Here is a 21,276-nt window from a genome sequence, read left to right as displayed (position 1 = left end):
GTATTCATTGATAATATATGTATATCCATAGGACAAGGTGTACATATTCGTCTAGTTTAAGAAAATACTCGATGAATAAGTGTTTACCTCTAGCAAACACTTAATGTAACTAGAAAGGCTAGATTTGCATAACTTGATAAAGATTTAAATTTGTGCGGGCTTTTTGATATGTTGGATCACCTGGTAAGACAATCCTTCCCGTGAGTTTGGTTGCCATCCTCTCTCCACCTTTAACATGTAGTACAGTAGTATATGAGTTTACTGATACTGTTGAAACGGCTGAAGAAGTCTGAAAGCAATTTATATGCCTTACAACCTTAAAAAGGTTAAGAAACACCACTGAACTCGAAACGAGTTCAGTGGTGTTACTAGATTGTTAAGCTATTTATGTTTCTTACTTTCTTATTATATAGTTCATTTTTAACGATGCTCAAATACTGGCTAATCGGGTTATCATAATTGACTTCTATTTATTAATTCATTCTAGCGTCTTCCCATCCACTCCTCTTCTAGTATGCTCATTTCCCATAAACTCCAATACTCTTTCCCGTTCTTTCTATAGTCCCTAAGCAATCCTTCCTTTTTAAAACCCGCGTTTTCGTAACAGCGAATAGCCGACTTATTAAACTCAAACACTCCAAGACTAACTCTATGTAAGTTAAATTGATTAAAAGCTATATTTAAAAGTTCTTCGATCATATGTTGACCAATTCCCTGACCTCTTACATTTTCATCTCCAACTAACACTTTACCAATTCGAGCTGATTTGTTCTTTTTATCTAATTTCCCTAAAGATATATGGCCGATCACTTTATTTAATTCTTTATGTATGACTTTATATACAAAAACGCTAGAATCATCATTGTTAGCTCCATCAACATAGTTTTCTAACTGGCTCACAGTTAAGGGATATGTAAATCCAGGACCTCCCCACTGCAGTAAAAAATCTGGAGATGGAATCCATTCAATCAACTGCTGAAAATCTCTTGGTTCGAAATCGTGTAGTTCAATCATTGTTAATCTCCTCTTTGATATATAGAGTTTGAAAGTTAATTTAATCTATATCTAAATTTTTAATAAGTTTACCGAAATGAACTTCATATAGCCGTTCAAATATATCAATCATTTGAAAAAATTCTTGATCATAACGATCACCGTCTATTGTCCATGATGTGGCTAATACAGCCTTACAAAATCCCCAGAGAAGTAATCGCTCTTTATCTAACTGAAGTTCTTCTGTAAAGATGTTGACCCGCTTCTCGGTTAATTCATATACACCTTGATTAGGAAGTTTATTTAAGAGGAATTGAATAACATCAAACTCAAGTTCCCCTATTAAACCTTTAGGGTCTATCGCTGCCCAACTATCCTCTCCTGAATATAAGATATTATAGTGATGGAAGTCACCATGAAGAAGTAGCTGTTGCTTAGGTGTTTGATGTAAATACGTACATGTTTGTAGTGCCTTCTCTAGTGTGTCTTGGTAAATTGGTCCAACACCTTGTGTATTCTCAATGACAAGCGTTCTAAGACTGTCCTCTTTAGCCTGGGTAGTCGGAAGACGATTGTTGACTGGTACTGCAATAGTTAATTTCCTCAACACCTTAGCTGCGATATGACAGGCTTCTTCATCATCTTTCACTTCCGCCAAAGTAATCCCAGGAGAAAGCTTTTGTAAAATAAGGAGGCCCTTGTCCTTATCATAATCTATTAACTTAACGATACTCTTCTCACCAAGCAGTTGTAACGCCTCAAGCTCATTAAGAAATTCTTTACCTGGTAAACAAATCTTTACGACAACTTCATTACCATTATTTAATAGAGCAGGGGCAACATAATTGATCGACAAAGCGTATGGATCTTGTACTTTCAAGGGCCATTTTTGTTCACAGTAATGGATCAATTCTGGTAGCCTTTTTAACCAGGACGCTCCTTTATCACCAAAATACAAGTGTACTAATTGTTCAAACTTACTTTGCAGCTTCATTTTACCCTCCTGATGAATACACTCTATTTTCTTCATTGGAATCGACAGGTTCATATGCTTCTACTTTGGTTTTATAGCATCTAGTATGATCGAAACAAATCCTAGATTCCCTTCTGAATTTCGGTGATCAAATCGCTTTGATCGATAAATGAAACCGTCCTTCTCATTCCAATCATTGTAGATAAATTTTCCTTTTTCATTACAATATTCAAGTAAGCGTACAGTGTATCCAGCTTCTTCAAACATTGATTTCAAGGTTTTATATGTATGAACTATTTTATGGCTTGCTGCAGGATGATGAGTTGGACCTGGGCCGCCCACCTGTACACCTTTTTGATAATTATCATCAGGAAAATTACCATCTGGAACAGCACATCGTATGTATCCGTTTGTCTTCAAATAGGGATAACAAGTTAATGCTGCATCCTTTCCTTCTTCATACGTCAAATGCTCCCAGACATGCTCTGCTACTATTGCATCAATTGAGTTAGGTTTAAATCTGCTCTTCCACTGTTTCTCATTTAATAAATTCAACTCTGATTCTTGTGTTTCAATCCAGCCAGGGTTATTTGAATACTCTCCTGCTCCAATAACAACTTTAATATCTTCATAACTTTTGATTTAATTCATCTCCCTAAAATGACTTCACACTGATCCAAACTTTCTCAAGATTTAATACAATCTCTTACTATAACTTTCTTTTAAATCTTCCTCTATTTTTTCTTCGCTAATTCCCTGTAAGTTAGCATGCGCCTTTAAAATCGTTGCTGCTCTTGGTAATGAATTCTTGTTGGGCCAAGTATCATTATCCCAAAGTTTGGATCGTTTAAATGCTTTTGCACAATGCAGAAAACACTCTTCTACTTTTACAGCTATACCTATTTGCGGCGCTTTTCCATTCACACTCATTGTTTCAAGAATTTTTTCATCTTTAATAACCATTGCCTGTCCATTTATTCTTAATGTTTCTTCTAAACCTGGGATCAAGAATACCAAACCGATTTGAGGGTTAGATAAAATGTTGATGATTGAATCTAACCTTTTGTTGCCTGGACGTTCAGGAATTATCAACATTTCTTTATCGATCATATGGACGAACCCTGGAGCATCTCCCCTTGGAGAATTATCACACTTTCCATTAGAGTTAGAAGTAGCCATCATTAAAAATGGTGATAGCGCTATGAATTGTTTACAATTATTATCAAGATGCGTAATTACTTTATTAATCGCTCTCTCACTCGGCTCACCTATTAAATCTCTTAATTCATCTTCATTCATGATCTGATTTTGAAATTGATTATTTATCATAATTTCTCCTTGATTTGTATAGATTTCCTGAGATTAACAAGATTTCAATCTTACTTATTAATAGCTGACCAAGAGCCATCACCCCATCAATCTCCCCATCACTACCGTGTTATAATAGATTCCATCAGATAAAAGTTTGTCATGCTTCAAGATCCCTTCCACTTCAAAGCCATGGTTATGATAGAGCTGGATCGCTTTTTTATTGGTCTCAAGTACGCTCAATGTTACTTTTTTGATTCCACTAGTATCTGCCCAATGAAGGGATTGCTTGAGGAGGGAGGTTCCAATACCGTATCCCCAGTATTCTTTTAATACTCCTACACCGAACTGGACTTTGTGAGAGAGTCTTTTCAGTGTGGTTCCTTCACATCTTGAATACGCTACTATACTATTATCCACCTCAGCAACTAAAAACAAGTTCCTCTCTCTCTCATGATCATCCCTTATAATCCTTATAAATTCTGATTCATTTATGTTAGACTCACCCTGTTCCCGATCTAAATTCTCAGTTTCCCCATCTATTTGTACTCTTAACTCTGACAAATTTTTAGCATCTGCCTCTGTTGCAACTCTTACAATATATTGATCTTGCGCGCTTATGATTGAACCAATTATGATCCTTACCTCCAATTTAATATTTTTCTATACAAGTTACATACTTCCAGTTATGTCATTTTGAACTAATTAACTCAATTTCAGTTTTAACCATTCGATCATCTCCTTTAATCGCCTTTCCTCTTCCATCTTTATTATTTGTTATCGCATATATCATGTTATGTTCTTGAAAAATGGAGCGTATCCGTCCGATTCCGTCTATAATCACTTCTGATTCATGACCGTTAAGCTTAAAAGCTCTTATTTCTTCTCCTCTAAGACCTGCCATATAGAGTTTGTTATCTTTCACAACAATTCCTGAAGGTGCCCATGTGTTATTTCCAGAATGGTATAGTGGCGTTTCCATACCTTGCTCCTTTTTATCTCCTTCAATAACTGGCCATCCATAATTTTTACCAGCTTCTATTTTGTTTATCTCATCATGTGCCGATTGACCGTGTTCTGAGCTATAGAGTTGATCTTTATCATCCCATGCTAAGCCCTGGGGATTTCGGTGTCCGTAAGAATACACAAGTGAACCTCTGAATGGATTATCATTTGGTGTCGTTCCCGATAAAGTCATACGAAGAATCTTACCTGCAGTGCTATTCACATCTTGAGCGAGCTTTGGATTACCTGCATCACCGGTTGTGATATAGAGCATTTCATCTGGACCGACCTTCACACGTCCACCATTGTGATATAAAGAACCTGGTATGTTAGCAAGGAGTTCTTTCGTCTCTCTCCACTCCCCATCCTTAAGCACAACTTTTACGACCCGATTAAATGTATTCCCTTCTTTGTGATAAGTGTGATAAATAAATGCAGATTTGGAGGTAGAAAAATCAGGCGCTAGCTGTAACCCGAGTAGACCTCCCTCTCCCTCGTGATGAATTGGTACGCTTAGTTGAACGGACTGCCTCTCTATTTCTCCTTTTTCATACGTTACAATCGTTCCAGCTCGTTCTGTCAAATAAAATGTTTCCTCACTTTTCGTTATCTCCCACGGAACATCGAGATTTTCAATAACGACTTCTGCGGCTCTTTCTTGTTCCCCTACCCCCTCTGTCTCCTGATCCGTTTCATTAACGCTGCAACCTGTTGCTAATAATAACGACAATAGAATTCCTGAACGCTTTAAGATAACCATCCCCCCTTTTTTAATAGCATGTAACGGTATATGTCTAAGACCCTATAATAAATGAAAAGACAGCTGTAGATGAACAGCTGCATTCTCACTATTATTGGCAAACCATAAGAAGGTTACCGTCCGGGTCTTTAAAATTAAACCAATGACCATTCTCAATCTCTGTTGTTAGGTCTATGCCTTTTTCTTTCATAAATGAATAAGCTGCATTTATATCCTTCGTATTAAGATGAAAAGCAGGCCATTTATAGGTGTTCTCTTCTGAATAAATTTTACTGTCGAGCACAATTCCCGTTCCTTCCATTGGCATAACGTATAGATGACCAGCAATAACTTCGCCTGTATCAGGAACACCCAATAAATCACAGTACCACGTTTTTGCTTCATTAATGTTTCGAACCGGTATAAAAACGGTTCCTAGTTCATTAAGAATTGGGTTCATGCACTTCGCCTCCAATACTTTAATAGATTGATCTTCGCTCATTCAATTCTTCTACAATTCACTTGTATTTCCTTCTGCGCAAAACTTTACATCGTTTAATAAAATGGAAAGATTAATGTTCGACTGGTTGTACAGTTTTATGGCTATATAAAATAGTCCACAAATCAACCCTTCAAGGGTCAAGGTGTGGCATTATTTATATTAACTTCTTCAATTTCCTTCCACAGACAATACACTAATCATTTAATCCCTTACCATTGAGAATTTGCTGCATACATTTTTCAACCCTTGATTCTCTAGTTTTGGATTGTTTTGCTTTAGAAAAATATAGAATGTAAGCTCTTTGACGTCCTGGCGTTAATGATTCAAAAGCTGTTTTCATGGAAGGGATTTCATTGAATTTATTTTGAAGCTCTTCAGGAATTTCAGTGTTCTTTTTAAAATCAACTTTTAAACCTGCTTTTTCTACTTCAATAGCTTCATTAACATAGGCCTTCAAGAACGTTTCCATTTCAGCTATTTCTTAAACATTATTGAAGCGAATCTGGCGCGCCGCCTGTACATTTTCCGTTTGCTGAATTAGAATTCCATCGGCATCACGTAACAAGGCACCTTTGTGAAATAGAATGGCACAATATTCTTTAAATCCATGTATTAACACTATGTTGTTATTCTCATACGTGTAACAAGGAACACCCCACTTCAATTCTTCAGTCAACTCACAATCAAGCATGATTAATCTCAATTCCTCGAATTCTTTCTTCCACTTTTGGAGATTGCTTAAATAATCATCTACTTTAGGATTCATTCTCCCATTTGTCATTAAGAACTCTCCTTTTCAAATTATTGATAAGCTGAAAGGTAAGAATAATCATTATAATCCTGTTGATGTTTACACCACGTAAAATGAACTACTTTATAATAGTCAACAGCCACTCTTTTCTTCCTATAAAGCAGTTGATTTCCGCTCCAGGAAGCTCGCTTTTCGCGGGGCGGTGAGCCTCCTCAGCGCGCTGAAGGCGTGCCTGCGGGTCTCACGTGTCCCGCCAGGTCCCGCAGAAGTCGAGCACCTTCCACTCCAATCAGCTAAGTGTGGTTCCTTATACCAAAATTCTTTCGGAAGCAACAATTTCTTAGAAAAGACCCTTTCATAAAGAAGGCCCGCTTAAAAGCGCTCTAGTTTATTTGTAGGGTCTTTTATAGATTATTGCTAACATATAGATTAACTGACTTTTGATGAAACCCGTTTATGGTTCTGTTTAAACTTCAATATCTACCCTACATATCCCTACTCACCTACTACTATTTAAATCCTATTTAAATCTCTTTGTTTAATTTTTCGTCTCGTTAAGAAATTGAATCCTTTGTTTAATTCATTTCGTATAATCAAGAAGAGATAATAAAGAAAGGGTGAAGTAACGTGTTAAAAAAATTTCTGGCAAGAGTTGGCGTTGGTGCTGCTAAAGTTGATACGCTGTTAGAAAAAGACAAATTTGTTCCAGGTGAAGTCGTCCATGGAAAAGTAGTTATAAAGGGGGGAGAAGTTGATCAATCGATCGATTCTATTCATATTTTCCTCATGACAGAAGCTATCCGTGAAGTGGATGACCGGAAAGTGAAAGAAAAAGTGGAATTACAGAAATACCCTATTGCCGATCAAGAAACCGTCAAGGAAGGTGAAACAAAAGAAATCCCATTTTCGATTCAACTTCCGTATCATACTCCAGCCTCCCTTGGAAGACTACCTGTTTGGTTTGAAACGGGACTTGATATCCCATTGGCCCTGGATCCAAAAGATCGAGACCTCATCCATGTGTCGCCGCATCCGTACGTTGAGAAAGTGCTCGACGCATTAGAAAGTTACCTGGGCTTTCATGTTAGGAAAGTTGAAATGGAGCTTTCGAAACACTACGGTTATGTTCAAGAATTTGAATTAACGCCAAGTGGAGAATATCGTGCTTACTTAGATGAGCTTGAAGTGATTTTCTTTTTACATGAAAACCATGTCGATGTCATGCTTGAAATCGATCGTCGTGCTCGCGGTCTTGGAGGCTTATTTGCTGAAGCTCTGGAAATGGATGAAAGCGTTGCGAAAGTCACTTTGTCAAGCGAGGAACTGAATGGTCCTGTAGATGTTGTTGCACGTAAGCTGCAACAACAGATTGATGAATACAAAAAATAAAGACCCTGTTACAAGTATAACGATACAGTCGGATACTGTGTTTTTTCTAGTTAATATAATTAAATTAGAAAGCAAGGGCGGAAACTAATATACAAAAACGTCTAGGTAGTTAATCTAGACGTTTTTTATAGGTTGAAGAGGATTACTCCAATAAACCTGCTCTAATAATGAATAAGTAACTACAAATATAGAAAAATCAGTTAGGCTTATTAACATACTAATAAGCCTAACTGATTGTCTTCAAAACTCATATAGGAAGGTGAAACTAGCAATATCCATCCCCAATATGCTACAGGAAACCGTCCCCATGATTCCCACTTATTTCGAAACTATACTCTCCTGTTCTTTTAATCCATCTTTCCCAATAAACTCATCAAGCATAGCACGTACTTGATCAGTGGATTCTGTGCTCATTAAGCGATTTCTCAACTCACTCGCTCCCCTGAATTCGCGGACATATATCTTAAAAAAGCGGCGAAGCGGTTTAAATTGTCGAGGCTCAAGTTCCGCGGAATACTTATCATGAAGATCGAGCTGAAGTCTAAGAAGGTCAAGCAGTTCTTCACTGGTATGCTCTTTCTTCTCTGTTTCGAAAGCGAATGGGTTATGAAAAATCCCTCTCCCGATCATTACGCCGTCCACTCCATATTTTTCCACTAGCTCAAGTCCTTTCTGACGGTCAGGAATATCACCGTTAATTGTCAGAAGGGTATGAGGGGCAACTTCATCACGTAGTTTCTTAATCTCCGGAATCAGCTCCCAGTGAGCATCGACCTCACTCATTTCCTTTTTCGTGCGGAGATGGATAGAAAGGTTAACAATATCCTGTTCCAAAAGGTGCTTCAACCATTCGCGCCATTCCTCTACTTCCGTATAACCAAGACGGGTCTTGACACTTACAGGCAGTCCTCCTGCTTTGGCAGCCTGGATAATTTCTGCTGCAACCTCCGGACGACGAATAAGCCCGCATCCTTTCCCTTTAGCTGCGACATTATGGACAGGACAGCCCATATTAATATCCACTCCACGATAGCCCATTTCTGCCATTCCAATACTCATTTGACGGAAGTATTCGGGCTTGTCTCCCCAAATGTGGGCGACGATCGGCTGTTCATCTTCCGTAAAAGTCAAACGTCCCTTTACGCTATCTTTTCCATTTGGATGGCAATAGCTTTCCGTATTCGTAAACTCTGTAAAGAACACGTCAGGCCTTGCTGCTTCACTCACGACATGACGGAAAACGACATCTGTGACGGCTTCCATCGGTGCCAGAACAAAAAATGGTCGCGGTAACTCTTGCCAAAAATTATCTTTCATAATATATCTGAACCCTTTCCATAAGGGACACATGATCCCCAAATTAAAAAGTGAAATTTTTTATCCATTATTAATGATGTTGGATTTCAACCAATATATACTTTAAGATGATTTAACGAAAAGTGCAAGGGAAAGAGTCATTGTTATCCTAAATTGTAACATCATTTCCTTTAGGAAGTTCGCGCCCGTATAAGACAAGGAAGTTAAGCTCTTGCGCATTTACATGTCATTAATTGTATCTTCCTTTAATAAATGAATGTTTGATATACTAATAGCTTGAACTTATAGGTTTTAAATCTTTAATAATAGGGAAAGAACTATGATAGTTTATTTTTTGAAAGGAAGCTAATGATGAACTCGTTTTCTGATTATAGTCACCAAACAATTCGAAGGTTTAAAAACTTCGATGAAGCTGCTGAAAGTATCTTGCATTCAATCAGTGAAATATTAAACATTAATACGCTATTCATTGCTAAAAATGATAAATGTACGAATGAAATTATTAAGGTAGTAAATAAAAAGGATACGTTGTTAACAGAGGGGGATAACTCCCCTTTTGAAGAGACTTTTTGTAAGCTGAGTGTGGATCATGGAAAAAATGTACTAATCATTCCTGATATTACTCAAAATAAGTTAACTAGACCTCTAACAGTTACGGAGAAATTGGGGAGCGGTAGCTTCATAGGCGTACCGATTTATTATGAAGATGGCAGAAATTACGGGACTATATGTGGATTGGACATAGAACCTTTCCAACTATCAGAACGTCACACTAGATTGTTCGAAACAATGAGTTCACTACTCTCCTACGTATTAGAATTGGATGATGCTAATAAGCAAATAGAAGACTTGTCGGCTCCGCTAGTTCCTATTACAGAGGGTGTAGCAATCTTACCTATCATTGGGAATATTGATTTGGACAGAGTGGAAAGGATTATGGAGTTAACATTAGCCAAAAGCCAGGGGTTATCTTTAGATAATATTCTAATTGATTTATCTGGTATTACTCACATGAATGATGAAGTAGTAACTTATCTAATGCGAATCGTAAATCTAATGGATTTGGTAGGTATTCATCCAATATTAACAGGTATACGCCCTGACATTGCAATGCAAGCCATCCGCTCTCAGGTAGATATGAATAATTTCCAGATTGAATCTAATCTTGAAAATGCCCTAAGTAAAATAGGATTCGAACTTCATAGAAAACAAAAAATGTAATTATGATATATAGGAACGTCTTCTTTGAAGGAAGATGTTCCTTTTTATGTTAACCATAAGTCCTGATTTGCACCAATGACGGCGAGACTCTCGTTTAATTGACACCATCGCTCACTGAGGCAATCGAGTAGTGTATGAGGAATCATGCTTGGTGAATCCCCCTACCACAATCCATTTAGATTAACGCTCCTCCTATTAGTGGACGACTTCTTTGGAGATCATGTTACTGGACAATATAGAAGCTATTAGCTTAATATAATCTCCATTTTTCTACTTTTTGTTGTCATCCCAATTGATCTATAGAATTCAATAGCAGAAGTATTTTTCTCCGATACACCCAATTCAATACTATCAAATCTGAGGTTCCTCCCATAATCAAAAACGTATTTAGTTAGTTTTTTGCCTATTCCCTTACTTCTATACTTTTCAGCAACGGATAAACTGTTTATAACTAATATTTTCCTCGCTTTGACAAATGAATTTTCAGTTAATTCCTGTTCCTTTGTCACTATAACTCCGACTAAATCATTGCCTATTGTGGCAACAAAAATCTGCTGTTTGACATCACTCAACTGGCTTTCAAAGAACTCTTGCTCAACTGGAGTCAAATTTTCTTTGTACAAATCTGGTCTTACTAAAACATGGAGGTCATGAACTTGGCTAAATAAAGGTAACAATGACTCGTAATCGTTTTGCTCAGCTTTTCGAATAGATATATCCATATTTTTCTACCCCTCAATTAGTGTTTAATTGGCAATTGCTCACTTCTCACACTTGTGAAGATGTGCTTTGTTAAATAATTCTGCTGCGTTAATTAAAAAGCGATCGTCCTTATTGAACAATTGCACCCTTTTATTGAATACCACATTAACCTTGACCAATTGGAAAGATGTATACTAAGTAACTCATATAGTTATCTAATCCAATTGTTTTAGCAATGACATTAGAAGGCTTATTTGACTCCTCACAATCCCAATATGGAACAATACCTCGCTTAACAGAGTCTTTCACAACACACAGGGCTGCATTTTGACCTAATTTATTTCCCCGATGTTCCTCTACTGTTTCAATATCTATACCGTGAACATTTCCAGCTACAAATCCCGAAAAACATAAACTCACAATCTTGTTTTCGTAAACAATACAGTACCCAATTCCTTTTTGAAAAAATTGCTCGGGAGAAGACCAGAATTCTAAAATTTTCGAGTGTAAAAATCCTATGTTACAAATAAAATTTCCATCGTTCTCATATAGAAATTCATCGATCTTAAGTGCTTCATAACCTTGTTTAATGGAAGGTTCTATACCATCATAATAATGACCTCTTAACTTATAAACATTTTGATGCGATACCTGTATGCGTCGATCCTCAAAAATCCTCTCTATCGTCTTCTCCCATCTTGAATGGTTACCGATCGCTATAAAACTATCTAATCCTAGCTTCTTTACTTCAGGATAGATTACCTGATCAATAAGATCATTTATATGGTTATTAAATAACTCATTCTCCTCATCACCAATAAAGAAAAACCCATCATTATTACCTAACCAGATAAGTCCTGTACTAGGAGAGTTGATATGATCCACAAAAATCCGACCAGGGTTATTCCCCTCTATTACAGCTTTAACTTCTAAATGCCCCTTATCTTTTATTAACTTTTCGCATTTATAGAATTCAGTTTTATCAAGTTCGCGAATCATTCTTACCCCTCCTAACGGCATACCGTAATCACCTAAAACCATTCCAGCCTATTACCAAATTTCTTCAGGGATATCACAATTTGTGATCATCAACGTGCTGCTATCGCTCCCTTTTTCGGAATTAACTTATAACTATTTTCAAATCAAATAGACGTACTCTTTAAGAAGAACGTCTATCTGATTTAACTATTTAGCTATAGGATTTTTTCCATTGATATTCTAGTATTTGAATACCCCAGTTTCTTGTATAATCGATAAGCCCCATCATTTTTTCCAAACACACTTAACCCTATTGAACCCACACCACTTTCTCTAAGCTTATCTTGAAGCTTTTCAATAGTACTAGTTCCGAATCCTTTACCTCTATGATGTTCGTCTATTAGTATGTGATACAAGTATGCTGAATTTATTTCAGGAATTACGCTGTACCATAGAATTCCCACTTTTTCATTTGAATTAGCTTGTATGATATTGTACAAATATTGTCCCTCAGTGGCTAATCCATCCTTAAACATGTCTCGGATCATCACCTCTGATTCCTCTGTGGCTTGGTCCATTGTTAAATTGAAATTTTTTGTGATTTCAATAGCATGATCAGGTATTATAAAATCCAAATACCTCTTAAACCCTACTTCATCAACTTTACTTAACTTTATCATTTTATCTCTCCGTTCTAGTATGTCAATTTTCTCTGTATAAAGTAATAGTAGAAAATACTAAACAGAGGTTATTAAAGTGATTAAATTAATAGTATATTAATCATGTATTAATACCTTGTTTACTCATGCTATCCAAGGTACGCACATGAAGTTTTTAGAAATTATTAAATCTCCCATTCATAAATAATTTAGGCATTTATATTATGTTGTCACCGTTTAATAAACATCTTTTCTATTTATACCAATTATTTTAAATAACTAGAGGTAACTCAATATTAATTTGTTATTTTTACCTCAATTAAAATAAGATAGCAACAGTGAGAATCATATCAAAGTGGTAGATGTATTTCCCTTGTTGGGTTATAAATTTTAAGCCAATCTTCTGTTTCCGCCTTTATCCAACCTCCAAAGTAATCTAAGAATTTCAATATTTCTTCTGAACTTGATAAGGGGTTGATTGCGTACCAAAGCGCTGTTCTCATCTCTTGCTTTTTTGCAGGATAATGTTTCGAAAATAGTTCATAGGCTGGGAACAGATCCCTTGTGTATGACTGTTCTTGAACAATAACAAGTGCACCACCAGCCCTCACAATAATTCTCATGATCCATGAACAGCAATCTATTATGTCCTCAATGTCGTCGTTTCCCGTTAAATCATGCTTAGCTTTATCAATTAGAGATGATAAGTGAATGAGATGCTCATTCGCCAAGGAGCTGTCGGGTTTATAATCAGGCAGCTTACTTATTAGGTTTTCGCCATAAACACAAATACCATAGGTTTTTAGAATAAAAGGAATCATTGAGCAATATTTCGACTCCTCAACCTCACTTAAAGGGCTGAATCCTAATTCTACACCCTTTATAAAAGAAAATTTCTGATCAATAAATTGTTCTGTCTTCTCCACCCAATCCAAGTCAAGTTCTTGAGGATTGGTATAGGTTACGATTATTACGTCCACATCAGATACACCTTCAATGTCTAACCCTCTTGGCACAGAACCTCTTATGTAAATGCTATGAATTTCCTTTGGTAAACCGTAAAGACAGCTTTCATTTATTAGTTGGATGACTTCTCTAAATTTATTATTCATTTTTTTGTGATCAGACTGGTTTATGATATAGCCTTTGTCGTCTAAAGAACATAAAGATCCTATTTCTTTAATTTCAGTCATACAAGTCTCCATTCCTCTTCAGATTGTATTTATTCAATTAAATGACCTTTTCACATAAAAAAAAGCGCATGTCTTATTCAAGATTTGCTACGCATAGTTGAAGTAGAAAAAAGGGACGCGCATTCAACACTCGCCCCGAGTTCTCCTTCAATAAATTTAAATATAGGCCGTGCATATAGAAATTTAATTCAATTAAGTCATAGTCATTCACTACAATTAGAGCGTCTCATCCAATTTCCGAATCTTTGAGTGGGAAATTAAAAAAACAGTGCCAAAAACGTCGATTTTGTCTCCCTTTACACGTACAGCGCAATCTTTGTTTGATGCATAAATATTAATTTCTTCCGATAGGGGTGAAAGTTCGCTCTGAACCAGTACAATATTATTTTCAAGATCAAAATGAGACAGGACGGAAAAATTATCAAGACCGATTCCGTTGTAAACAGAGCTCTTTTCAACTTCATATCCAAAGGTTTTCGAGCCTAACCATTTAGCGGACATGTTGATTGCACCTGCGCTTGCTCCCATCACAACTGCGCTGCTTTCTTTTATAGAATCAGATAATTCATATTCCATCAAAAAACCATTTTGTGCCAGAATATTTCCACCCAATAAAAAAATGACTGAAGCATTTTGAATTTTCGCTTGGGCTTCTTCCTTCTGTACGCGATAATTAATTAAATGATATTCATCAAATATAATGCCAGCCTGGTCAAGCCAGGAGCGTTCAGTAGCACCATCATCTTCATAAATAGATGGATTCGAACTAATCATAGCTATCGATTTTCTATCAGTTATATCCTCCTGTAACAACCTTCCCAGAGTCTCTGGAAAGAAATTGTTAAACCAACCTAAATAATAGTGAGTTTTCATAAGTACCCCCGTAGCAAAGTGTAAAAACAAACATTTATTCCTTACATCACTCATTCTGGTTCATGTCACTAACAAAATACTCTCAATATAAGGATTAACGCTCCGAGTTTACGGAATAAGACGTTTTAATACATTCTATACATTCCATGTGAATTAGGATAGGTATATTTGAATCCAAACTGTTCATACAGCTTGTTTGCTGGATCGTCTGCTATAAGACTTACATAAGAACCAGGATACGTGTTTTCACCAAGGTAGTTTACTAGTTCCTTCATCACCACCTTACCAAGCCCTCGACCTTGATAGCTTGGTTTTACTACTATATCTACTATTTGAAAAAAGGCACCACCATCACCAATCACACGCCCCATGCCAATTAATGACTTATTATCGTATATGCTCACCGCAAACAATGAATTTTTCAAGCCGACTGCTGCAGCTTTGTGTGACTTTCCACTTATACCACCTTCTATTCGCAAATCGATGTATTCGTCAGGAGTTGCTGGCTCATAAATAATAGTAAAGCTGTTTTCCATTTTGTCTTTCCTCCATTTAATGATTGCGTTTGTTAGTATGGAAACTTGGAAATAGTCTATTAAATCTCCTCCTATTTTTCTAATAGTCGTTTTATTGCACCTATAACAACGGATGGTTCGTCATCTTGTATGTAATGAGCACTATTTTCAGCAATTAGCAGTTCACTTTTAGAAGAATATTGAAGAATCTCTTCTTGCAATTGATTCCATAGGTTTTGTGATTCATCCGAATAGTGATCTTTTTTGCCTGCTGATAAAACAATTAAAGGTACACTTAACCTCACTTTGCATTTCTTTAATTGATTTAAACTTTCACCAAACTCATCATAATCGCTTTCTACATTGAATTGTTTATTATAGGCTTTTTGAAATTCTTCTGACATAGTAGGCAGGAACCTTACTCTATAATCCTCCGGAGTAGAATCAACTAGGATTAATCCACTAACATCTTCTGGGTATATACTGGCATACAATCTTGCGTTAACCCCACCAAAGGAATGTCCAACTAATAGATATGGAGGAGTAATGGACATTTTATCAAGGAGCTCCTTCAGTTCTTTTACCATCTCTAGACTTGTTCTAGGGTTAGAGCTTTCTTCACTCTTTCCTAAGCCTGCTCTATCATAAACAAGAACTTCTGTTAATGAAGCGATTTCAGAAACGATCGAATTCCATCCCTTTGAGTAATCTCCATATCCAGCTTCCAAAACAACAGTCTGTTTACCGTTCTTCTTTCCAATCAATTTAGTAAATAATTTAAAATCACTTACTTGTATAAACGTCTCCTTGGACATAAACAAGAACCTCTTCCTATTTTGCTTTGAATTCCAATGTATTACTATAATGCTCAATAGCTTAGTACCAATTATTTCAAAATACTGACAATAATTCCATCTTTTAATTAATTAGCTATGTTAAAGCTTATTGTTGATATTGGAGCTAAAATAGGGGAACCTCATTGTGAGGTTCCCCTAAGCTATTCAACAATCGCTCCGAGTTTAATGAAGACTCAGTATCAAGATATCTTCTTCTTTAACACCATTACACTTCTATTATTTGATAAGGTCACTTTTAATCATTGAATACATATATAAATCATCAAATTTACCAAGAGTATATTCATAGTGCCTGAGTAAGCCTTCTTTTGTGAAACCTAGTTTGCTAACCAACTTTTGTGATTGAATATTACCAGGCTCTATCAAAGCCTCTATCCGTTCTAACTGATAGTGATTAAATCCATACCTAATAATAGCTCTTAGCGCTTCAGAAGCAATGCCTTTTCCCCAATAATTTTTACTTAATTCAAATCCAACTTCAGCTCTATAATGTTTGTGCTGCATATTTAAATATCCGCAACTACCTATAACCTTACCTGAGTCTTTTAAAGTAATTCCCCATCTAATACCTGTTCCTTCTTTTATTATTGATTGATACCATTCGATTTCATCCATTACTTCTTCAACACTTTGGGCAGGCGGTAAACCCATATGTTTTACGACTTCTTCATCGGATAAATAGTGATACATATCCAAAGCATCCTCTGAGGTTACTTCTCTTAGTATTAATCTATTTGTTTCAATTATTGGATTTAGTTTTTCCATTAATGTTCCTCTCTTTGATATATTTCTATTTTCTTGCATAGTCCCTCCATATATTTAGGAGCCAAAATCTATGTAACGATCTTCAACTTTTCTCCGAGATTGTTGAACATTGCTTTTAAATACTTTTATGGATTGGGGTATTTTGAGAAAGAGTAGTTAAGAAACCAGATACTCCAAAACATCTTTTTGATGTTTTAGTTCTCTCATTTTCCTTATTTCAATTTCCCCGAAGTCATTAATAATAGGTTTCATTTTCCATATTTCACACCATCCATACAAATGCAATTAATTTCGTTTAATTAGGATTAACCCTAAAATGATACTACTTGCAATAGTCAGCACTGGCATCTGTGATAGAAGTGGGTTTCCGCCCCAACCGATAGCGGGTCCATTTGCTCCAGATATCGATGCAGATACGTGTGCAGCCGATTGTTTAATTGCTATGACCAACTCTCCCACTGAGTATGTAATGACTCCTGTTAATAAAGAGAATCCAATTAATAAAATACCTACACCACGATTGTTCACTCCAACTCCCCCTAGTTCCTATATAGTGTTTTACTTAAGAACACTAACACAAAACGGGAACTTGAAAAATCACATACGAACTAATTTATTTGGATTCGAACCTGTCTATCATCTCGTAGAAGAGTCTCCTCCCCCCCTTCCGTCAGTTAAATAACTAAATGCCGCGATATTTCTTGTGCTTATATAATAAAGAGCGAATGCTCTATGAACATTCGCTCCGAGTTTGTTGAAGACTTGATATTGAGATATTCCAATTAGGGTAGTTCACATTATATAAGATTTCCTCAATTTAACCCGGAGTTAATTCTAAAAACTCTTCTACATCTTTCAAACATACTTCCATTCCTGCTTCCCAGAACTCCTTAGAAGTAATGTCTTCTCCTAAATGTTTCATAACTAAATCTTCCACATTCATACTTCCTGAATCACGGAGTAATTTCAAATAATCTCTTTCAAATTCTTTTCCCTTCTCTTTTGCCTTCGCATAAATTGCTAAAGCAAATAAATAGCCAAAAGTATAAGGGAAATTGTAGAACGGGGATTGCGTAATATAGTAGTGAGGTGTCCAAACCCAAGAATAGATTGAGGGTTGATCTAAAGAACTCCCGTATGCTTCATTTATTGATTGTTCCATTAATTGATTTAAACGTTTGGGTGAAACGATACCACCTTTACGTTCCTCATAAAATCTCTGCTCAAATAAGAACCTCGAATGTATATTCATGAAGTTCATAACACTACGTTTCAATTTCTCATCTAGTATAAATATTTTTTCTTTTTTAGTTTTTGCTTTTTTCATTGAGGCATCAATAATAATCATTTCTGAGAAGGTTGAAGCTGTTTCAGCAATACTCAATGGATATTGCTTATTTATGCCCTCAACATCGTTCATAGCATAATTATGAAAGCCATGCCCCAGTTCATGAACAAGCGTTAGCACATCTATAAAGGTACCGCTATATGTCATAAAAACTCTTGATTCACCCGTAACTGGAAAACTAGCACAAAACGGAACAGCAGACTTATTCGGTCGATTTTCAGCTTCTATCCAATTTTCATTAAAAGCTTCTTTAACAAAGCTTTCTAATTCATTTCCGAACTGACCAATATGCTCCGTAATGAACGTCGCAGCTTCATCGTAGTTCATTTCGTGATCATTCTTTGTAACAGGAGCCCAAAAGTTATAAGCCTTCATACTAGAATCGCCCATCATTTCAGCTTTTCGCTCCAGGTACTTTGAAAAAGGTTGTTTATATGAACTAATTACTGACCACATCGTATTTAGCGTTTCTTCTTTCATTCTGTTCTTCTTCAAAGGATTTTCTAGAACATTGTTTATCCCATATTTGTTATGTATTTTTATACGAAAACCAGCAATGTGATTTATTACTTTAGCAAAGAGTTCTTCTTTCTCTTTCCATATTGATTCTAGTGCATTATGAGCTTCCTTACGCACTTTTTCCTCAGGATGTGACCGCAAATTAATGGCTTGTCCAACTGATAGATCTTCTTCTTTTCCATCAACCCTTATCTTTATGCTAATACTACTTACTAGATCTCTATAAAAATGGCCCCAAGCATGGTACCCATCAACCATTAAGTCAGAAATTAAACTTAACTCCTCTTCTGACAAATTCGAATCTGCGTTTTCTCGCCACTCGTTGAGGATAAATTTATAATCTTCTAACTCTTTAGTTTCTAGTATATCTCTCCATACATCTTCTTCAGTATTTGATAATATCTTCTTTATTTCCGATAATATTTTTTCGAAACGCGACTCTTTTTGAGCAACTTTTCCTCTTAGACTCGCAGCATCTTGATCCTTTGGATTTTGTGCCAGAAGACACGTGATAAACGAGTTAGCCTGTGTAATGTGCAAGCGAATCATTCCGACGTTTCCCACTAAATCTACAATATTACTAATTTCATTAGTTAAAATTAAAGAAGTAAAAGATTCAACATTACCTTCTAGCTCATGTATAAGCTCCTCTAATCCCTTGATATGATCTAAAAATTGACTTGATTTACTGCCACCATAAAAAACGTTATCTAAATTCCATACTTTTGGATAACTTATTTTCTCCATATTCTCCTCATTGCATATGTATTAATAAACACAAACATTTGTTCTTATTTTAACATAACACTGAGGTGAAAAATGTAAAAACAAAAAGAGACAACAATATAAATTAATGCCTCTTTTTATCCTACTTTAAATAGGAGCGACCGTCTTTATTGAACAAACGCTCCGAGATTGTTTAACAAGCATCTTCATAAATATTTTATTGTAATAGCCAATACACCACATTTTTTCTCTTGTTTAAGTGTATATACTTCGTATGTTCCTTTCACCATTTCGTCCAAAGTCCATCCTTCTCCACCTAGGTCTTCAAAAGAAATGTCTTCGTACTTTCGTTTAAAGGTATCGTAGTTTCTTAATTCACTAGCCTCAACTATCAAGGACTCTTTTTTCAGGTAACTTGATAAATCTAACTGTTACCTTTAAGGCTTTCCATCAGTAATATAGTTTGCGAAATAACCCAAAAACATTAATATAAAAAAGCTAAAGAACATCATTGTGTTCATAATAATTAGCCAATTTTTTTTAATTAAAGCTGCAAAAACAATGCCTAATGGTGCAATAAAAAATGTTAGTATCCATAATGGACTAGAAACCTGAAAAACAACATTAGGCACCCAAACAAGTACACTAACGATCAAGCAAGTTAACGATATTGATTTGAAATTCTCCTTCTTAATCATCGCTTTTCACCTCCTTGTTCAGTAAGTCTCACCTTATAATTTTCACTTGTTTATCCTGAATCCTACAAGTTATCACTACCAATTATTTCAAATCACAACGATTAACTCAATCTTTTATTTCACGTAAAAGAGCTTATCCTGTTAAAGATAAGCTCCGAGATTATGGAACATTAATATTTGTTATGATTGTTTCCAACAACTGGTTTGTATCCTTAGAACGGAAGCCATTACACCTATGAGGCAAAAGATAATTCCTACTGGCAAGATGATGAATAGTAAAAGGTCCGGAACTATTCCAAGGTACGGTAGAACTGTACATACCGGAACTGCAATGGTCAGGGTTAATAAGATGATCAAATCAAGTTTTTTGGTATTCATATAATAATCCTCCTAAAAGCAATACAATAGTTTTATTAGCATCTAATCTAAGTCAAAATGCTTAATACCAATTATTTCAAAACAGGACTAATAAATCCATCTTTTTCCCAAAAAAAGAGCCTATCTAATTAAAGATAAGCTCCGAGATTGCAGTAAAAGGTTGTATACGTTTATCATTAATGCCTACATTAATTAGACCTTTAGTTACTTATGTTGTCACCTCTAATTTTTATTTTTATCGACTCATAATCTTCTTTTTCGAAACTGATCACTACTCTAGCCACTCTTTTTGAATTTGGATAAAGATATAATTGTTGATTGAATTTTATCCCTAGAGGTGAAATTATTTGATAGATAAAATTTAAAATATTAAAGCAATCTAAGTCTACTCCATCTTCTAAATGGTTTTTTATACTGATAACCACCATATTATCAATGACTTCAAATCTCGGTTTCCGAGTAGAAATATTGTTAATTTTGCACATTAACTTTACAGCTTGTTTAAAAACATCTGTATCCTCATTACTCTTCACCAGCAATATCACCCTTTTATTTATTCTTTATTGCATTTCCAGGAAGCATTAAAGTGCGTAATCCACAATAATTCTTTTGTAAGTTTCTATTCCGTCATCCTGCCCTGTTATTAACTTAAACAAAAAGGAGCGTAAACCTTTTTAGATTAACGCTCCGAGATAACAGAAGACTCGACATCGAGATGTTTCTTAATTGAAGATAGAATGTAATTGAACAATTAGAAGATCAATGAAGCAATTATAAAACCAATAATGATCGCACCTATTAAAATTAATGTTCCCTTCCATCCTAAACTACCTACTAAATCAACTAATCCCCCATTATTAGCTCTAT

General features: G+C 35.6%; 23 protein-coding genes and 1 pseudogene. 2 read left to right on the top strand and 22 right to left on the bottom strand.

Annotation, left to right across the window (positions count from 1 at the left end; all coding sequences use genetic code 11):
• Window positions 1-483: 483 nt before the first annotated feature.
• From FBF83_RS00115 to FBF83_RS00080, 8 genes and pseudogenes are all read right to left on the bottom strand, one after another.
• Window positions 484-1,014, bottom strand: a complete 531-nt coding sequence (locus FBF83_RS00115) for a GNAT family N-acetyltransferase (RefSeq protein ID WP_136945131.1) — start codon at window positions 1,012-1,014, stop codon at window positions 484-486.
• Window positions 1,015-1,054: 40 nt separating this feature from the next.
• Window positions 1,055-1,987, bottom strand: coding sequence for an aminoglycoside phosphotransferase family protein (locus FBF83_RS00110; protein ID WP_169525113.1), 933 nt, complete (start codon window positions 1,985-1,987; stop codon window positions 1,055-1,057).
• A 60-nt stretch (window positions 1,988-2,047) separates the two neighbouring features.
• Window positions 2,048-2,608: a class I SAM-dependent methyltransferase gene (locus tag FBF83_RS00105; protein WP_136945129.1), complete on the bottom strand. Its 561-nt coding sequence runs from the start codon at window positions 2,606-2,608 to the stop codon at window positions 2,048-2,050.
• Between the two features lie 51 nt (window positions 2,609-2,659).
• On the bottom strand, window positions 2,660-3,295 hold the full coding sequence (locus FBF83_RS00100; RefSeq protein WP_136945128.1) for a pyridoxamine 5'-phosphate oxidase family protein: 636 nt from the start codon (window positions 3,293-3,295) through the stop codon (window positions 2,660-2,662).
• Between the two features lie 78 nt (window positions 3,296-3,373).
• Window positions 3,374-3,913 (bottom strand): GNAT family N-acetyltransferase, encoded by a 540-nt coding sequence (locus FBF83_RS00095; RefSeq protein ID WP_136946435.1) that lies wholly within the window; start codon window positions 3,911-3,913, stop codon window positions 3,374-3,376.
• A 52-nt stretch (window positions 3,914-3,965) separates the two neighbouring features.
• Window positions 3,966-5,039, bottom strand: coding sequence for a PQQ-dependent sugar dehydrogenase (locus FBF83_RS00090; RefSeq protein ID WP_136945127.1), 1,074 nt, complete (start codon window positions 5,037-5,039; stop codon window positions 3,966-3,968).
• 91 nt (window positions 5,040-5,130) lie between these two features.
• Window positions 5,131-5,478, bottom strand: coding sequence for a VOC family protein (locus tag FBF83_RS00085; protein ID WP_136945126.1), 348 nt, complete (start codon window positions 5,476-5,478; stop codon window positions 5,131-5,133).
• Window positions 5,479-5,713: 235 nt separating this feature from the next.
• Window positions 5,714-6,301 (bottom strand): annotated as a pseudogene (locus FBF83_RS00080) (YdeI/OmpD-associated family protein).
• Window positions 6,302-6,898: 597 nt separating this feature from the next.
• Between FBF83_RS00080 and FBF83_RS00075 the strand changes: the two are divergent.
• On the top strand, window positions 6,899-7,660 hold the full coding sequence (locus FBF83_RS00075) for a sporulation protein (protein WP_136945125.1): 762 nt from the start codon (window positions 6,899-6,901) through the stop codon (window positions 7,658-7,660).
• Between the two features lie 318 nt (window positions 7,661-7,978).
• On the opposite strand, the gene FBF83_RS00070 is transcribed toward FBF83_RS00075, so the two are convergent.
• Window positions 7,979-8,977, bottom strand: a complete 999-nt coding sequence (locus FBF83_RS00070) for a tRNA dihydrouridine synthase (protein WP_136945124.1) — start codon at window positions 8,975-8,977, stop codon at window positions 7,979-7,981.
• A gap of 351 nt (window positions 8,978-9,328) precedes the next feature.
• Between FBF83_RS00070 and FBF83_RS00065 the strand changes: the two genes are divergently transcribed.
• Window positions 9,329-10,198 carry an STAS domain-containing protein gene (locus FBF83_RS00065; protein ID WP_240687941.1) on the top strand — a complete coding sequence of 290 codons (870 nt, stop codon included), beginning with the start codon at window positions 9,329-9,331 and terminating at the stop codon, window positions 10,196-10,198.
• Between the two features lie 245 nt (window positions 10,199-10,443).
• On the opposite strand, the gene FBF83_RS00060 is transcribed toward FBF83_RS00065, so the two are convergent.
• The 13 genes from FBF83_RS00060 to FBF83_RS21080 form a co-directional block, all read right to left on the bottom strand.
• Window positions 10,444-10,920: a GNAT family N-acetyltransferase gene (locus tag FBF83_RS00060; protein WP_136945122.1), complete on the bottom strand. Its 477-nt coding sequence runs from the start codon at window positions 10,918-10,920 to the stop codon at window positions 10,444-10,446.
• Window positions 10,921-11,065: 145 nt separating this feature from the next.
• Window positions 11,066-11,899 carry a GNAT family N-acetyltransferase gene (locus tag FBF83_RS00055; protein ID WP_136945121.1) on the bottom strand — a complete coding sequence of 278 codons (834 nt, stop codon included), beginning with the start codon at window positions 11,897-11,899 and terminating at the stop codon, window positions 11,066-11,068.
• Between the two features lie 194 nt (window positions 11,900-12,093).
• Window positions 12,094-12,558 (bottom strand): GNAT family N-acetyltransferase, encoded by a 465-nt coding sequence (locus FBF83_RS00050; protein WP_136945120.1) that lies wholly within the window; start codon window positions 12,556-12,558, stop codon window positions 12,094-12,096.
• 329 nt (window positions 12,559-12,887) lie between these two features.
• Window positions 12,888-13,730: a nucleotidyltransferase domain-containing protein gene (locus FBF83_RS00045; RefSeq protein WP_205665291.1), complete on the bottom strand. Its 843-nt coding sequence runs from the start codon at window positions 13,728-13,730 to the stop codon at window positions 12,888-12,890.
• Window positions 13,731-13,946: 216 nt separating this feature from the next.
• Window positions 13,947-14,603: a Type 1 glutamine amidotransferase-like domain-containing protein gene (locus FBF83_RS00040; protein ID WP_136945119.1), complete on the bottom strand. Its 657-nt coding sequence runs from the start codon at window positions 14,601-14,603 to the stop codon at window positions 13,947-13,949.
• 125 nt (window positions 14,604-14,728) lie between these two features.
• Entirely contained in the window at window positions 14,729-15,139 is a 411-nt protein-coding gene (locus FBF83_RS00035) for a GNAT family N-acetyltransferase (protein ID WP_136945118.1), read from the bottom strand.
• 71 nt (window positions 15,140-15,210) lie between these two features.
• The gene (locus tag FBF83_RS00030) at window positions 15,211-15,933 is read right to left on the bottom strand and encodes an alpha/beta fold hydrolase (RefSeq protein WP_136945117.1); all 723 of its coding nucleotides are present in this window, start codon (window positions 15,931-15,933) and stop codon (window positions 15,211-15,213) included.
• A 258-nt stretch (window positions 15,934-16,191) separates the two neighbouring features.
• Window positions 16,192-16,740: a GNAT family N-acetyltransferase gene (locus tag FBF83_RS00025; protein ID WP_136946434.1), complete on the bottom strand. Its 549-nt coding sequence runs from the start codon at window positions 16,738-16,740 to the stop codon at window positions 16,192-16,194.
• A gap of 285 nt (window positions 16,741-17,025) precedes the next feature.
• On the bottom strand, window positions 17,026-17,268 hold the full coding sequence (locus FBF83_RS00020; protein ID WP_136945116.1) for a hypothetical protein: 243 nt from the start codon (window positions 17,266-17,268) through the stop codon (window positions 17,026-17,028).
• Window positions 17,269-17,557: 289 nt separating this feature from the next.
• A complete protein-coding gene (locus FBF83_RS00015; RefSeq protein ID WP_136945115.1) occupies window positions 17,558-19,354 on the bottom strand; it encodes a M3 family oligoendopeptidase in 1,797 nt (598 codons plus the stop codon).
• A 416-nt stretch (window positions 19,355-19,770) separates the two neighbouring features.
• On the bottom strand, window positions 19,771-20,031 hold the full coding sequence (locus FBF83_RS00010; protein ID WP_136945114.1) for a hypothetical protein: 261 nt from the start codon (window positions 20,029-20,031) through the stop codon (window positions 19,771-19,773).
• A gap of 578 nt (window positions 20,032-20,609) precedes the next feature.
• Window positions 20,610-20,942 carry a hypothetical protein gene (locus FBF83_RS00005; RefSeq protein ID WP_136945113.1) on the bottom strand — a complete coding sequence of 111 codons (333 nt, stop codon included), beginning with the start codon at window positions 20,940-20,942 and terminating at the stop codon, window positions 20,610-20,612.
• 218 nt (window positions 20,943-21,160) lie between these two features.
• Window positions 21,161-21,276, bottom strand: a 116-nt coding sequence (locus FBF83_RS21080; protein ID WP_240688005.1) for a DUF6366 family protein, incomplete at its 5' end; no start/stop codon positions are given.

Source organism: Guptibacillus hwajinpoensis, from assembly GCF_005144865.1.
Taxonomy (GTDB): Bacteria; Bacillota; Bacilli; order Bacillales; family Guptibacillaceae; genus Guptibacillus; species Guptibacillus hwajinpoensis_A.
This window is presented reverse-complemented; position numbering and strand designations above follow the sequence as displayed.

What these genes read in the sequence shown, in the direction of transcription:
- FBF83_RS00115 (WP_136945131.1), bottom strand. Translation starts at nt 1,014, where the DNA reads ATGATTGAACTACACGATTTCGAACCAAGAGATTTTCAGCAGTTGATT.
- FBF83_RS00110 (WP_169525113.1), bottom strand. Translation starts at nt 1,987, where the DNA reads ATGAAGCTGCAAAGTAAGTTTGAACAATTAGTACACTTGTATTTTGGT.
- FBF83_RS00100 (WP_136945128.1), bottom strand. Translation starts at nt 3,295, where the DNA reads ATGATAAATAATCAATTTCAAAATCAGATCATGAATGAAGATGAATTA.
- FBF83_RS00090 (WP_136945127.1), bottom strand. Translation starts at nt 5,039, where the DNA reads ATGGTTATCTTAAAGCGTTCAGGAATTCTATTGTCGTTATTATTAGCA.
- FBF83_RS00085 (WP_136945126.1), bottom strand. Translation starts at nt 5,478, where the DNA reads ATGAACCCAATTCTTAATGAACTAGGAACCGTTTTTATACCGGTTCGA.
- FBF83_RS00070 (WP_136945124.1), bottom strand. Translation starts at nt 8,977, where the DNA reads ATGAAAGATAATTTTTGGCAAGAGTTACCGCGACCATTTTTTGTTCTG.
- FBF83_RS00065 (WP_240687941.1), top strand. Translation starts at nt 9,329, where the DNA reads ATGAACTCGTTTTCTGATTATAGTCACCAAACAATTCGAAGGTTTAAA.
- FBF83_RS00060 (WP_136945122.1), bottom strand. Translation starts at nt 10,920, where the DNA reads ATGGATATATCTATTCGAAAAGCTGAGCAAAACGATTACGAGTCATTG.
- FBF83_RS00055 (WP_136945121.1), bottom strand. Translation starts at nt 11,899, where the DNA reads ATGATTCGCGAACTTGATAAAACTGAATTCTATAAATGCGAAAAGTTA.
- FBF83_RS00050 (WP_136945120.1), bottom strand. Translation starts at nt 12,558, where the DNA reads ATGATAAAGTTAAGTAAAGTTGATGAAGTAGGGTTTAAGAGGTATTTG.
- FBF83_RS00045 (WP_205665291.1), bottom strand. Translation starts at nt 13,730, where the DNA reads ATGACTGAAATTAAAGAAATAGGATCTTTATGTTCTTTAGACGACAAA.
- FBF83_RS00040 (WP_136945119.1), bottom strand. Translation starts at nt 14,603, where the DNA reads ATGAAAACTCACTATTATTTAGGTTGGTTTAACAATTTCTTTCCAGAG.
- FBF83_RS00035 (WP_136945118.1), bottom strand. Translation starts at nt 15,139, where the DNA reads ATGGAAAACAGCTTTACTATTATTTATGAGCCAGCAACTCCTGACGAA.
- FBF83_RS00030 (WP_136945117.1), bottom strand. Translation starts at nt 15,933, where the DNA reads ATGTCCAAGGAGACGTTTATACAAGTAAGTGATTTTAAATTATTTACT.
- FBF83_RS00025 (WP_136946434.1), bottom strand. Translation starts at nt 16,740, where the DNA reads ATGGAAAAACTAAATCCAATAATTGAAACAAATAGATTAATACTAAGA.
- FBF83_RS00015 (WP_136945115.1), bottom strand. Translation starts at nt 19,354, where the DNA reads ATGGAGAAAATAAGTTATCCAAAAGTATGGAATTTAGATAACGTTTTT.
- FBF83_RS00010 (WP_136945114.1), bottom strand. Translation starts at nt 20,031, where the DNA reads ATGATTAAGAAGGAGAATTTCAAATCAATATCGTTAACTTGCTTGATC.